The sequence below is a fragment of the Mesorhizobium sp. B4-1-1 genome, from assembly GCF_006439375.1.
Lineage (GTDB): Bacteria > Pseudomonadota > Alphaproteobacteria > Rhizobiales > Rhizobiaceae > Mesorhizobium.
Genome location: NZ_VFTH01000003.1, coordinates 249,047 through 261,922, shown reverse-complemented (window position 1 = coordinate 261,922; position 12,876 = coordinate 249,047). Strand labels below are relative to the sequence as shown.

The window sequence follows — 12,876 nt, the reverse complement described above, 5'->3', positions numbered from 1 at the left end:
GGCGCTGAATGATGTTGCGCGACTACGCCATCCGCTACGGCTTCATCGTCCTGCTGGTCGGGCTGATCGCCTATTTCGCGGTCGCCGCCGATGGTTTTGCTTCGCCGCAAAGCGCCGTCTTCATCTTCCAGTCGGTGGCCATCACCGGTGTGCTGGCGCTCGGCGTCACCGCCACGCTGGTTGTCGGCGGCTTCGACCTGTCGATCGGCTCTGTCGCCACCAGCGCCATGATGGCGGCTTCCTACGCCATGGTCGTGCTGGAGCAGAACGCGATCGTCGCCGTCATCGCCTGCCTTGTCATCGGCGTCATCGTCGGCCTGATCAATGGCTGGCTGATCGTCTATATGCGCGTGCCCGACCTTCTGGCCACGCTCGGCATGATGTTCCTGCTGCTCGGCCTGCAGCGCATCCCGACGGAAGGCCGCTCGATCGCCACCGGCATGACCATGCCCGACGGCTCGGTCGCCAACGGCAAGTTCTCGGAAGCCTTCCTGGCCCTCGGCCGCCACCGCATCGACTTCTTCATCCCGAACCTGATCCCGGTTTCGGTGGTGGTGCTCGTCGTGCTCGCGGTGCTGATCTGGTTCTTCCTCGAATACACCCGCTTCGGCCGCATGATGTATGCGGTCGGCTCAAACGAGCGGGCGGCCGAGCTCGCCGGCGCGCCTGTCAAGGCATACAAAATCTGGGCCTATGTGATTTCGGGAGTTTTTGCCTCGATCGGCGGGATTTTGCTCGCCGCCCGGCTTGGACGCGGCGACATCGCCTCGGGTAATAATCTCTTGCTCGACGCTGTCGCCGCGGCGCTCATCGGCTACGCGGTGCTCGGCGCCGCCAAGCCCAACGCCTTCGGCACGGCCGTAGGCGCGGTGTTCGTCGGCGTCTTGCTGCAAGGCCTGACGATGATGAACGCCCCCTACTACACGCAGGATTTCGTCAAGGGCGCGGTGCTTGTCGTCGCTCTTGTCTTCACCTTCGCCCTTTCCGGCAGGGGCAAGAGATAGTTTCGACCGGGGCATTGAGACAAAACGGAGGAAAACGAAGTGAGCATCACAAGAAGATTTTTGGGGAAGGCAGCACTCGGCCTTGCCGGCGCAGCGCTGCTGATGCAGGGCACGGCATTGGCGGCGGACAAGCCGGCGCCGTTCGACAAGCCCGGCGTCAAGATCGCGCTGGTGCGCTATCTGTCGACCGGTGACTTCTTCCAGGCCTATCTGTCGGGTGTCGAGGCGCAGGCCAAGGCGCTCGGCGTCGATCTGCGCGTGCTGGACAGCCGCCAGGATGCGGCGCTCCAGGCCGACATGGTCGACCAGGCGATCGCGCTCGGCGTGCAGGGCATCATCATCCAGCACGGCCTGACGGAATCGATGAAGGACGCCGCCCAGCGCGCGGTCGATGCCGGCATCAAGGTCGTCGCCTTTGACGTCAATGTCGAGAACCCGAAGATCCCGCAGATCGAGCAGTCGGACAAGGATCTCGCCAAGCTCGCGCTTGAGCAGGCGGTGAAGGACAATGGCGAGAGCTGGAAGGCCGGCTATGTCTATGTCGCCGGCATCGCGCCGCTCGACCGCCGCAACGAGACCTGGGTGGACGTGAAGAAGAAGTATTCGGGCATCAGCGAGGTCGCCATGTTCGGCACGCTCGACAACCCGATCGCCAACTCGGTCGCCAACCAGGCGCGCTCGGTGCTGCAGGCGCATCCCGACATCAAGGTGATGTTCGCGCCCTATGACGAGTTCGCCAAGGGCGTGAAGATCGCCGTCGACGAGGCCGGCCTGAACAAGGGCATCAAGATCTATTCGGCCGATATCTCGACCTCGGATATCGCCGCGATGCGCGAGCCGGACAGCGCCTGGGCGGCCACCGCCGCCACCAACCCGGCCGTCGTCGGCCAGGTCTCGGTGCGCGCGCTGGCGCAGCTTCTCGCCGGCGAGGATCCCGGCCACAACGTCATCGTGCCGCCGACGCTGATCACCCAGAAGGAGCTGATCGACAAGGACATCAAGAACATGGAAGACCTGTCGGCCAAGCTGCCGCAGTTCGCCCATGCCGATGTCGCGATGCCCGCCTGGATGCCGAACCCGAACGCCAAGTAAGGGTTCTGGCCGTTGCTGACGAAGGGAGCGGTCCAATGGGCCGCTCTCTGTCTTTTCCAAGGGACCGACGTCACCGCTGCCAGAAGGGCAGTTTGGCGATTTCCGCCTCGACCTCGTTCCTTGTCAGCCCGATGTCGTCGATCAGATGCGGATTGTCCGTCGCCATGCGCTTGAGCTCGAAGCGGAAATAGGCCTGTTTGCGGCGCTCGGCGAGGAGGCCGCGCAGAGCTGAGAGACTATAGCGCCGGCGGCCGTTGATCTCGGCTGGACGCGCCGCCAGAGATGCGCAAGGCGTAAGGATATCGTTCATGGCAACCTCCATGCGGCAGAGAGCTTGAAGGCCCTCGCCCTGATTGAGATTGCAGTGTGCCGCAGGTGGCCGGCGGCGTAATTAAGCCCTCCCAAATAGTTCTCAAAACTTCCAAATCGACTAGAGCGTGTCACTGTTTCACGGAAAAACGCCGAACCGCTCTATCCCTTTGTTTTTAAGCAATTCCGGACGGAAGGTTACGGCGAAGACGCCGAACTTAACCGCTTCACACTTTTCCTGGATACTCTATAGATCGCCGCATGCAGGGATCGCGCTTTGCTTTTGGACCGTTCGTGTTTGATCCTGGCGCGGGAACGCTGCTCCGGGGCGACGTTCCTGTTGCCGCCGGTCATCGCGGGCTGAAGCTGCTGGAAGCGCTCGTTGCGCGTCCGGGAGAAATCCTGGCCAAGGCCGAGTTGATGGACGCGGCGTGGCCGGGCACGGCGGTCGAGGAAGGCAATCTCACCGTGCAGATCGCGCAGCTCAGGAAGCTGCTCGGTCAGGCGAGCGGTGGTGGCGAGTGGATTGTCACGGTGCCGCGTGTCGGCTATCGTTTCATCGGTACGGTCGAACAGCCCGACGCGACGCGCAAACCCTTGCCGCTGCCCGACAAACCGTCGATCGCCGTGCTGCCTTTCATCAATCTGAGCAACGATCCCGAGCAGGACTCTTTCGCCGATGGCCTGACCGAAGATTTGATCACCGATCTCTCGCGGATCGCGGGCCTCTTCGTCATCGCGCGCAACTCGGTGTTTGCCTATAAGGGAAAGGCCATGGACGTGCGAGCCATCGCTGGGGAGCTTGGCGTGCGCTATCTGCTGGAAGGCAGCGCAAGACGGGCCGCGGGACGCGTGCGCATCAACGCCCAGCTGATCGACGCGCTGAGCGGCGAGCATCTGTGGGCCGAGCGCTTCGATCGCGGCCTGGAAGACATCTTCGCCGTTCAGGACGAGGCGACGGCCAAGATCGTCGAGGCGCTGCTCGGTCGATTGCGCGCGCCGCCGGCGCGCAACCGGCCGAAGAACCTCGAGGCCTATGATCTCGTCGTGCGCGCGCGAAAACTGTTCGACGAGTCGCCGCAGATGGCGCGCGAAGCGCATCTGATGCTGACGCGCGCGATCGCTCTCGATCCGGATTACGCGGAGGCCTATCGCTGGCTTGCGATGAACCACTGGATGGGATGGGTGCATTGGGGCGAGCCGTTCGAGCCTGCCCGCAGCACGTCCCTGGAACTGGCGCGCAAGGCCGTGGCGATCGATCCCAACGACGCCGGTTGCCGCTGGGTTCTGGCGAACCTTCTTGCCTATGAACGCGATTTCGAGCAGTCCGATGCGGAATTCGCCAAGGCGATCGAGCTCGACCCGAACGAGGCCGATATCTGGGCGACATTGTCCGACATCGAGGTGCTAGCGGGAAAGATCGAGCAAGGCCTGGAACACATTCGCAAGGCGTTCCGGCTCAACCCATTTCCGCCGGGCTGGTATTATCTGACGCTCGGCCAGGCGCAATATGCGGCCAGCGACTATGAAGCCGCCGTCGAGACGCTGCGCCGCGACGAGACCTACCGCACCAGCTCACGCCGCTTCCTGGCTGCAAGCCTGGCGCAGCTCGGCCGCCTCGACGAGGCACGCACAGAGGTTGCGCTGTTCCTTGTCGGCAATCCGCATTTTTCCACTCGCCGCTGGGTCGAGACGGAACCGTTCCGCGACGCGGCGACGCTCAAGCATTTCGAGGATGGCTTCCGCGCGGCTGGCCTGCCGGAGTGATGCGGCCGACGTGATCCGTCGGTCGCGTCCGAGATTCCGATCCTCAGACCTCGGCCTCAACGGCCGGCGCGCGCCAGCCCGTGCGCCACCAGGCGCTCGATAACCTCCGGATAGCTGACACCACTCGCCGCCATCGCCTTGGCGTACATGCTGATATTGGTGAAGCCCGGAATGGTGTTGAGCTCGTTGATCAGGACATTCATGTCCGGCATCAGGAAGAAATCGACGCGGGCCATCCCGTCGCAGCCGAGCGCTCTGAACGCCCTGGCGGCCATATCGCGCATGGCATTCTCGACTTCCAGCGGCAGCTCGGCCGGCACGATCAGGGCCGCGCCATTCTCGTCGATATATTTGGCGTTGTAGTTGTAGAAGCCGTGACTTTCCGCGGGCACGATCTCGCCGGGCCGCGAGACGAAGAGCTCGCCCGTGGGGCTCTCCAGCACGCTGAACTCGATCTCGCGGCCACGAACGAATTCCTCCGCCAGGACCTTGCGATCGTGCTGGAAGGCCTCCGCCAGCGCGCGCTCGAACTCCTGACTGCCATTGACCTTCGCAACGCCGACCGACGAGCCCTGCCGCGCCGGCTTGATGAACAGCGGCAAGCCGAGCTTGTCTTCCAGCTTGGCAAGCGAAGGCAGCCGACCCTCTTCGATCGTCACCGAGCGCGCGACCGGCAGTCCCGCCGCCTTCAGCAGCCGCTTGGCGACGTCCTTGTCGAGGGCCGTGGCCGAGCCCAGAATACCGCAGCCGGCGAGCGGCACCCGCGCCACTTCGGCCAATCCCTGCACCGCGCCGTCCTCGCCATGCAGACCGTGCAACACCGGAAACAGGATATCGATGACGGGCAGGTCATGGGGTGCGCCGCTGGCAGGGATCGCCAGCATCCGCCCCTGCCCGCCCGGCACCAGGCACAGCTGTATGCCAGCCGACGGCGTCGCCAGGGCGCCGTCCTCGAAACGGCTGAGCAGCCATTGGCCGTCGCGCGTGACGAAGATCGGCACGGCGTCGTATTTCGCCGGATCCAGCGCCTGCATGACGTTGGCCGCCGAAAGCAGCGACACCTCATGCTCGGCGGATCGACCGCCGAACAGCACACCTATACGCAGGCTTTTCGCGGGCATCGACAACTCCACCAATGATCGGGGTTGGAGCTCGCACGCGAAACACCAGACATCCCCCTTCAACCGTCCGAGTGGTAACCGAAGGATTGGAGTGGGACTTTGACCGGTTGAAGCAGTTTTTCAGCAGAAGCGTGAAAAGGCCTGCCGTTCAGAACCGTGTCAAGACGAGGAGCGGTTCATCCGTTCATGAAACGATGAACCGCTCCAAGGTCGTGTCTTTACTTCGTCAGCGCAACGCCGCCGCGATGTTGCCGCCGTCCACCGTCGTCACGTCCGCTGTGGTGCGTTCGGCCAGCGCCTGGTGCAGGAATGCCTGCGCCACGTCGTCGGCGGTCACTTCCTGTCCGAGCAGATTGCCGGACATATATTCCTTTTCCGACACGCCGCGCGCGCCGGAACGGCTGGCGATCATCGCGTCGGTCAGCAGGCCCGAGCGGATGCGGTCGGCGTTGACCGCATTGGAGCGAATGCCATAGGCGCCGTAGTCAAGCGCATATTGCCGCGACAGGAACAAGGTCGCCGCCTTCGGGATGCCGTAGGCGCCGAATTTCGGGCCGGGGTTGATCGCCTGCTTGGAGGTGTTGAACAAAAGCACGCCACCGGTGCCCTGTTCCAGCATGATGCGCACCGCATTCTGCGCCGCCGACTGGTGGGCGAAGAAGTTGAGCTCGAAACTCTTGCGCAAAGTGGCGTCGTCGAGCTCGCCGATGCGGCCTTCCCAGGCCGCGCCCGCATTCGAGACCAGGATGTCGACGCCGCCATAGACGGCGACCGCCTTGTCGAAGGCGGCGCGCATCTCGGCCGGATTGGTGATGTCGGCACCGACGCCGATCGAATTGTTGCCGGCGGCCTTCGCCGCATCCGCCGCCTTGGCCGGATCGAGGTCGACGATCACCGCATGCGCGCCGTTGGCCGCGAACAGCTTTGCCGTAGCAGCACCAATGGCGCCGGCGCCGCCGGTGATCAGCGCGACCTGGCCGGTCAGCGGCTTCGGCTTGTTCGAGGCGAGCTTGGCCTGCTCGAGCGACCAGTATTCGAGCGGAAAGAGGTCGGCCTTGGACAGCGGATGGAAATTGCCGACGGCCTCGGCGCCGCGCACCGCCTCGATCCACATCTCGCCGACATCGGAGGCGATTTTCGCGTCCTTCAGCGTCCGGCCATGGCCGAACATGCCCAGCCCCGGCACCAGCGTCAGGCGCGGCATCGGGTCGAGCATGGTGCGCTTGACGTCGTCCAGCGTGTCATTGGTCTCGAAATAGGCGGTGTAGTCCTTGACGAAGGCCTCGACATGGCTGCGCACCACGCCCTTGTAATCGCCGAGCTTGCCGGCATCGGGCGCCGGTACCGCCATCGGTCCGGTCTTGATGCGGATCGACAGATCGGGCGTCGACACGCCGCGGCCGGCATAGTCGGCGATCTTGGCCGAATTGATGAAATCGACAATGGCGTCAGACGTGCGGAAGTCGCTGATCATGCGGTCGAAGCGGCCTTCGCCGCGCGCCACCGCGACTGCGCCGCGCAGCATCGGCGCGATGTCGCTCGGCCGGGCGAGCTTTGCCGGCAGCGCCGCCTTGACCGCCTGCGGCTTGCCGTTCCTGGCGACATAATCCTCGGCCATGGTCACATAGTGGATCATGCGGTCATAGGCCTGCCTGGCATCGTCGCCGAAAGTGAAGATGCCATGCTTGTCGAGGATCAGGCCCTCGACGTTCGGGTCGGCGTCGAACACTTCCGCTGCGACCTTGGCGAGGTCGAAGCCCGGCTTGATATAGGGCACGTAGCCTAGTCTGTCGCCGAACACGGTCTCGATCAGCGGCTTGCTGTCTTCCTGGTCGACGATGGCGAGGATCGCCGTGGAATGCGTGTGGTCGACGAATTTGTGCGGCAGGAAGGCGTGCAGCAGCGTTTCGACCGATGGGTTCGGAGAGGCGGGGTCGATGAGGTTGGAGCGCTGCAGCGCCACCATGTCCTCGTCGGCGAGCTGGTCCAGGGAGCGCGCCTTGAGCAGCGCGCCCATCTTCACCGCCGGCAGGCCTTGCGGCTCGATGACGGCCATGTCCCAGCCGCTGCCCTTGACGCAGAGCACGTCCCATTCGTCGCCGACGAGATCGGTGGCCTTGGTCTTGCAGGAGGTGTTGCCGCCGCCATGCAGCACCAGCCGCGGCTCGCCGCCAAGCAGACGGGTCGTGTACACGCGCAGCGCAAGGTCGCGGGCGACGCCCTTCTTGGCATAGTCGGCAACCATCTTCTCCGCGTCGGCGTCATTCCAAAGGTTCTGCATGTCGTTCCGTCCGTTCCGTCTTTTTTGCTCATGAACAGAAAGCCGCGACGTCTTGATGACAGAAGCGGCGAGGGTGGTTTTCTAGGATGCTTTCTTGCCGGCTTCGCCCGCGTGAGTGAGCAGGCGCTCGGCCATGTGCGCGCCGATCACCAGATGCGTGCAAAGCCCACCGGCGACGGCCGCAAGCAGCGGCTCGAACTTGGTGTCTTCCTGCACCACCATCAGGCGCTTTTCGATGGCGCGCAGCGAGGCGAGTTCGGCGGAAATGACGCGTCGGTTGTAGCTGCAGTCGAGCACCTCGCCATAGGCGTCGATGATCTGCCCGGCGATGACGCCGGCCGCCCCTTGGCTGCGCAGCGCTTCCATCTCGGCCGGCGACAGCGCGCCGCATTTCACCAGATGGCTGTCGGCATCGACGGCGCCGACGGAATAAAGCGCGAGGTCGCAGTCGGCGATGCCGGCAAGCTGGTCGCGGATTACCGGCTCGGCGCGCAGGCCTTGCGCCAGTTCCTCGGTGGAGAGCACCAGCGGCGCATAGAAATTGAGGCCCTTGGCGTTCAGCCGCCGCGCGATCTCCATCGTGCATTGGTCGGGCCGGTAGGAATAGGGCGCGCCGAGATTGCCGCAGAGCTGCACCACGGTGACGTCCTGCAGGTCGGCATAGGACATGATGTCGGCGATGGTGTAGACGGTGCGGCCCCAGGCGACGCCGATACGGTCGCCCTTCTTCACCAGCTCGAGAAAGACGCTCGCCGCCAGCACGGCGATATCGGCCGAAGGATCCGCGAGATAGGCATTTTCCGGCGCGATCCAGACGGCGTCGAGATCGAAGGCGTCTTCAAGTCGGCGCGCCGTGACGTCGTCGGTGAAGAGCTGCGTCGAGGTCGAGATGTTGACGATGCCGGTCTCGCGCGCCTTGCGCAGATACATGGCGACCGAAGCGCGTGAAATGTTGAGCTGGCTCGCCACTTCGTCCTGACGAAGGCCGTGGGCATAGTAAAGCCAGGCGGCCTTGTGGATGATCTGTTCTGCCGGTCTGATCGCCATGCCGCCTCCTCGGCTGACATTAGTCACGGCTCTCGACAAAAGTCAAATTTGCCTGCGTGAGCTGCGATCGCCTCACGGTGGGGCTCCATCCGGATCGCCATTCCACCAAGCCGGCGCAGCATAGCATTTTCAGCCGCGGAAGGGGGATAGCGTGACGAGGGGCCTAAGGTTAGAAGGTTCGAAAAGAACCTTGGGGAGAACGGGATGGCCAATCCCTACGAACAGGATCTCGACAGGAACGCCGCCAACCACCAGCCGCTGACGCCGCTCACCTATCTCGAGCGCGCGGCCAAGACCTATCCCGACCATGTCGCCATCATCCATGGCAACCAGCGCATCACCTATCGCGATTTCTGGCGCCGCTCGCTGAAGCTCGCCTCGGCGCTTGCGAAGCATGGCATCGGCAAAGGCGACACGGTGACGGTGATGCTATCGAACACGCCGCCGATGCTGGAAGCGCATTTCGGCGTGCCGATGACCAAGGCGGTGCTGCATTCGCTGAACACGCGCCTCGACGCCGCCGTCATCGGTTTCCAGCTCGACCATGCCGACTCGAAGGTGCTGATCGTCGACCGCGAGTTCTCGGGCGTCGTCAGGGAAGCGCTGGCCTTGGCCAAGGTGAAGCCCTTGGTCATCGACTATGACGATCCGGACTATGCCGCTGACGCCCCCTACCCGAAAGGAGAGCGCATCGGCTCGGCCGATTATGAAGAGTTCGTCGCCGCCGGCGACGAAGCCTTCGCCTGGTCGATGCCCGATGACGAGTGGGACGCCATCTCGCTCAACTACACTTCCGGCACGACGGGCAACCCGAAGGGCGTCGTCTATCATCATCGCGGCGCGGCGCTGATGGCCTACACCAACACCATCCATGCCGGCATGGCCAAGCACGCGGTCTATCTCTGGACGCTGCCGATGTTCCACTGCAACGGCTGGTGCTTTCCCTGGACTTTAGCCGTGCAGGCCGGCACCCATGTCTGCCTGCGCTGGGTGCGGGCAAAGCCGATGTATAACGCTATCGCCGACCATCGCGTCACGCATCTGTGCGGCGCGCCGGTCGTCATGTCGGTGCTGATCAACGCGAAGGACGAGGACAAGCGCCAGTTCGCGCAGACCGTCACCTTCAACACGGCGGCCGCGCCGCCGCCGGAGGCAGTGCTTTCCGGCATGGCCGACGCCGGCTTCGCCGTCACCCATCTCTATGGCCTGACCGAGACGTATGGGCCGGCCGTCGTCAACGAATGGCACAATGAGTGGGACGCACTGGAGAAGGGGCCGAGGACGCAGAAGAAGGCGCGCCAGGGCGTCCGCTACGCCGCGCTCGAGGGTCTCACGGTGATGAACCCGCAGACCATGGTGGAGACGCCGGCCGATGGTGAGACCATCGGCGAGGTCATGTTCCGCGGCAACATCGTCATGAAGGGCTACCTGAAGAACAGGAAGGCGACCGACGAGGCCTTCGCCGGCGGCTGGTTCCACTCCGGCGATCTCGGCGTCATGCACCCCGACGGCTACATCCAGCTCAAGGACCGCTCCAAGGACATCATCATCTCGGGCGGCGAGAACATCTCTTCCATCGAAGTCGAGGACGCGCTCTATAAGCACCCGTCGATCGCTTCCTGCGGTGTGGTTGCCCGCGCCGACGAGAAATGGGGCGAGGTGCCGGTCGCCTATGTCGAGCTGAAGCCGGGCAAAGCCGCGACCGAGGCCGAGATCATCGAGCATTGCCGAGGGCTGCTGGCGCGCTTCAAGGTGCCGAAGACAGTGGTGTTTGCCGAAATCCCGAAGACGTCGACGGGCAAGATTCAGAAGTTCAGGTTAAGGGAAATGGCGAAGGGGGCGTAGATCGGCGAGGCTAAGAGCCTTCGACGTTGGCGGGACAGCGCCCCCCCCTCTGTCCTGCCGGACATCTCCCCCACAAGGGGGGAGATTGGATGTCGCGCCCGCTTTCGCCAATTGCCGACGTTGCAGGAATGGCGCTGGCGCCAAAGCTTCTAATCCCCCCCAAGTGGGGGAGATGTCCGGCAGGACAGAGGGGGGCGCGAAGGATCGCCGCGCTAGAAGTTAGCATCCTCGTCGCCCACCGCAGACCCTCGTAACTGTCACCATCTGTCACCAATTATACGTGTACGTCGATTTCGCGTTGACTCCCCGCCGCCTTCGCTTTACGATTGACGAAAATTGAAATTCGTCACTCGTAAAACGAAAGCGCCATGTCAGAAGCCGCCAACATCGTGGCAGACCCCGCCAGACAGGAGAATGTGACGCGCATTCTCGACTGCGCCGAGCGCCTGTTCCGCCACTACGGCTACGGCAAGACCAACGTCGCCGACATCGCCCGCGAACTCGGCATGTCGCCGGCCAACATCTACCGCTTCTTTGCCTCCAAGGTCGAAATCCACCAAGCCGTCTGCGGCCGCATGCTCGGCGCCAGCTACAAGATGGCCTACGAGATCATGCACCTGCCGATCAGCGCCGAGGAGCGCCTGCGCCGCTACATCCATGCGCAGTACAAGATGACGCTGGAGGTCATGCTCGACCAGGAGAAGGTGCATGAGATGGTCATCGTCGCGCTGGAGCGCGATTGGGGCGTCATCGACAAGCATGTCAACAGCATCCACGACCTCTACGCCGAGGTGATCCGCGAGGGCATCGAGGCTGGTGAATTCAGACAGCAGGATCCCGAGACGGCTTCGCGCTGCTTCGGCGCCGCAACCGTTATTCTTTGCCATCCGCAGATGGTGGCGCAGTGCCTTGCCAAGACCAATCGGGCGATGCCCGACGAACTTATCGACTACGCCATCAGAGCCTTGAAATAGCCGCTGCCCACCGGGTGCGGTTTCGACAAATCATATCCAGTTCGGGAGTGCTAAGGTGTCATTGTCCAGTTCCATCCTCCCCAGTTCCATCCTCCGAATGCTGCCGTCCGCCGGTCTCCCAACCGCCGCCATCGTCGCAGCAGTGCTCGGCCTCGCCGGCTGCAGCCAGGAGAAGGCCGAGGTCGTCCAGGAAGTCATCCGGCCGGTGAAGGTGGTCGAGATCGGCGAGGCGCAGACCACCCGTCAGCTTGACTATTCCGGTTCGGTACGCGCCCGCACCGAGATGAATCTCGGCTTCCGCATCGCCGGCAAGGTCACCGAGCGTCTGGTCGATATCGGCCAGCATGTGAATGAGGGCGACGTGCTCGCCCGCGTCGACCCAGCCGATTACGAATTGTCGGTAAAGAGCGCTGCTGCCAGCCTCGACGCCGCCGAGCGCCAGGTCGAGACCGTCGACCTCGCCAGGAAGCGCGCCGAACAGCTCTATGCCAAGAACTTCGCGCCGAAATCGCAGCTCGATCAGGCACGGCTGACCTACGACCAGGCGGTGGCGACGCGCGATGCCGCTCGCTCGACGCTGGCCCAGGCGCAGAACCAGGTTCAGTATGCCGATCTCAAGGCCAGCAAGAACGGCATCGTCACTGCCATCTCCGCCGATGTCGGCCAGGTGGTCGCCGCCGGCACGCCGGTGATGACCGTCGCGGTCGACGGCGAGAAGGAAGTGTCGATCGCGGTGCCGGAGATGGATATCGCAGGCTTCAAGCCCGGCAAGGAGGTCAAGGCGAACTTCTGGTCGGACGAAGGGCTCACCCTTGACGGCAAGGTCCGCGAGGTCGCCGGCAGCGCCGATCCGCAATCGCGCACCTTCGCCGTCCGGGTTTCGCTCCCCAACGATCCGCGCGTGCTGCTCGGCATGACCGCCAATGTCCAGGCGACCGTCGGCAGCAAGGCGCAACTGGTATCGATCCCGCTGACCGCGATGACCGAGAAGGACGGCAAGCAGATCGTCTGGACGGTCGATCGCGCCTCCGACACGGTGCATCCCCGTCCGATCAAGGTCGCCAACTTCACCGCCGACGGCGTCGCCGTGGCCGACGGCCTGAAACAGGGCGACGTGGTGGTCGCGGCCGGCACCCAGTTCATGACCGAAAACCTGAAGGTCAAGCTTTCCGGCGACGCCCAGCAATCCGCCTCGGCGGATGACGTCGCGACCACCAGCAGCCTGCACTGATGCTTGCCGCCCAAAAGTGCGAAGCGGTTTTGGGACAACGACATGCATCGAACTAAGACCTGAAGTCAGGCGCAACAGACGCCTTTCCCGCTCTCGCTGCGTCAAGCCGCGAGCCGGGGAAGGCATGGGTTCCGGGCGGCGAACGCCCGATCGTGAGATGCCGGCATGTTGGCTCCCCCGCAGCAGTGCCGCGTCCAGCGCGATT

Annotated in this window: 10 protein-coding genes; 6 read left to right on the top strand and 4 right to left on the bottom strand. The window is 63.9% G+C overall.

Going from position 1 to position 12,876, the window contains the following annotated elements; all coding sequences use genetic code 11:
- Positions 1-8 precede the first annotated feature (8 nt).
- Both FJW10_RS05995 and FJW10_RS05990 read left to right on the top strand, forming a co-directional pair.
- A complete protein-coding gene (locus tag FJW10_RS05995; RefSeq protein WP_140899106.1) occupies positions 9-1,004 on the top strand; it encodes an ABC transporter permease in 996 nt (331 codons plus the stop codon).
- Between the two features lie 39 nt (positions 1,005-1,043).
- Positions 1,044-2,096 carry a substrate-binding domain-containing protein gene (locus FJW10_RS05990; protein ID WP_140899104.1) on the top strand — a complete coding sequence of 351 codons (1,053 nt, stop codon included), beginning with the start codon at positions 1,044-1,046 and terminating at the stop codon, positions 2,094-2,096.
- A gap of 70 nt (positions 2,097-2,166) precedes the next feature.
- Here FJW10_RS05990 and FJW10_RS05985 read toward each other — a convergent pair whose 3' ends face one another.
- Positions 2,167-2,406, bottom strand: coding sequence for a DUF1127 domain-containing protein (locus FJW10_RS05985; protein ID WP_140899103.1), 240 nt, complete (start codon positions 2,404-2,406; stop codon positions 2,167-2,169).
- A gap of 260 nt (positions 2,407-2,666) precedes the next feature.
- On the opposite strand from FJW10_RS05985, the gene FJW10_RS05980 reads away from it, so the two are divergent.
- Positions 2,667-4,172 carry a winged helix-turn-helix domain-containing tetratricopeptide repeat protein gene (locus tag FJW10_RS05980; RefSeq protein WP_140899101.1) on the top strand — a complete coding sequence of 502 codons (1,506 nt, stop codon included), beginning with the start codon at positions 2,667-2,669 and terminating at the stop codon, positions 4,170-4,172.
- A 56-nt stretch (positions 4,173-4,228) separates the two neighbouring features.
- Here FJW10_RS05980 and FJW10_RS05975 read toward each other — a convergent pair whose 3' ends face one another.
- From FJW10_RS05975 to FJW10_RS05965, 3 genes are all read right to left on the bottom strand, one after another.
- Positions 4,229-5,293: a D-alanine--D-alanine ligase family protein gene (locus FJW10_RS05975; protein ID WP_140899099.1), complete on the bottom strand. Its 1,065-nt coding sequence runs from the start codon at positions 5,291-5,293 to the stop codon at positions 4,229-4,231.
- A gap of 226 nt (positions 5,294-5,519) precedes the next feature.
- On the bottom strand, positions 5,520-7,574 hold the full coding sequence (locus FJW10_RS05970; protein WP_140899097.1) for a bifunctional aldolase/short-chain dehydrogenase: 2,055 nt from the start codon (positions 7,572-7,574) through the stop codon (positions 5,520-5,522).
- Positions 7,575-7,655: 81 nt separating this feature from the next.
- The gene (locus FJW10_RS05965) at positions 7,656-8,621 is read right to left on the bottom strand and encodes a sugar-binding transcriptional regulator (protein ID WP_140899095.1); all 966 of its coding nucleotides are present in this window, start codon (positions 8,619-8,621) and stop codon (positions 7,656-7,658) included.
- Between the two features lie 204 nt (positions 8,622-8,825).
- Here FJW10_RS05965 and FJW10_RS05960 point away from each other — a divergent pair, with 204 nt between their 5' ends.
- From FJW10_RS05960 to FJW10_RS05945, 3 genes are all read left to right on the top strand, one after another.
- On the top strand, positions 8,826-10,466 hold the full coding sequence (locus tag FJW10_RS05960; protein ID WP_140899093.1) for an acyl-CoA synthetase: 1,641 nt from the start codon (positions 8,826-8,828) through the stop codon (positions 10,464-10,466).
- A gap of 368 nt (positions 10,467-10,834) precedes the next feature.
- On the top strand, positions 10,835-11,440 hold the full coding sequence (locus tag FJW10_RS05950; protein WP_140837213.1) for a TetR family transcriptional regulator: 606 nt from the start codon (positions 10,835-10,837) through the stop codon (positions 11,438-11,440).
- A 97-nt stretch (positions 11,441-11,537) separates the two neighbouring features.
- Complete coding sequence (locus FJW10_RS05945; RefSeq protein ID WP_140837206.1) at positions 11,538-12,671, top strand: efflux RND transporter periplasmic adaptor subunit; 1,134 nt, start codon at positions 11,538-11,540, stop codon at positions 12,669-12,671.
- The last annotated feature ends 205 nt before the right edge of the window (positions 12,672-12,876 follow it).

What these genes read in the sequence shown, in the direction of transcription:
- FJW10_RS05995 (WP_140899106.1), top strand. Translation starts at nt 9, where the DNA reads ATGATGTTGCGCGACTACGCCATCCGCTACGGCTTCATCGTCCTGCTG.
- FJW10_RS05985 (WP_140899103.1), bottom strand. Translation starts at nt 2,406, where the DNA reads ATGAACGATATCCTTACGCCTTGCGCATCTCTGGCGGCGCGTCCAGCC.
- FJW10_RS05980 (WP_140899101.1), top strand. Translation starts at nt 2,667, where the DNA reads ATGCAGGGATCGCGCTTTGCTTTTGGACCGTTCGTGTTTGATCCTGGC.
- FJW10_RS05975 (WP_140899099.1), bottom strand. Translation starts at nt 5,293, where the DNA reads ATGCCCGCGAAAAGCCTGCGTATAGGTGTGCTGTTCGGCGGTCGATCC.
- FJW10_RS05970 (WP_140899097.1), bottom strand. Translation starts at nt 7,574, where the DNA reads ATGCAGAACCTTTGGAATGACGCCGACGCGGAGAAGATGGTTGCCGAC.
- FJW10_RS05965 (WP_140899095.1), bottom strand. Translation starts at nt 8,621, where the DNA reads ATGGCGATCAGACCGGCAGAACAGATCATCCACAAGGCCGCCTGGCTT.
- FJW10_RS05960 (WP_140899093.1), top strand. Translation starts at nt 8,826, where the DNA reads ATGGCCAATCCCTACGAACAGGATCTCGACAGGAACGCCGCCAACCAC.
- FJW10_RS05950 (WP_140837213.1), top strand. Translation starts at nt 10,835, where the DNA reads ATGTCAGAAGCCGCCAACATCGTGGCAGACCCCGCCAGACAGGAGAAT.
- FJW10_RS05945 (WP_140837206.1), top strand. Translation starts at nt 11,538, where the DNA reads ATGCTGCCGTCCGCCGGTCTCCCAACCGCCGCCATCGTCGCAGCAGTG.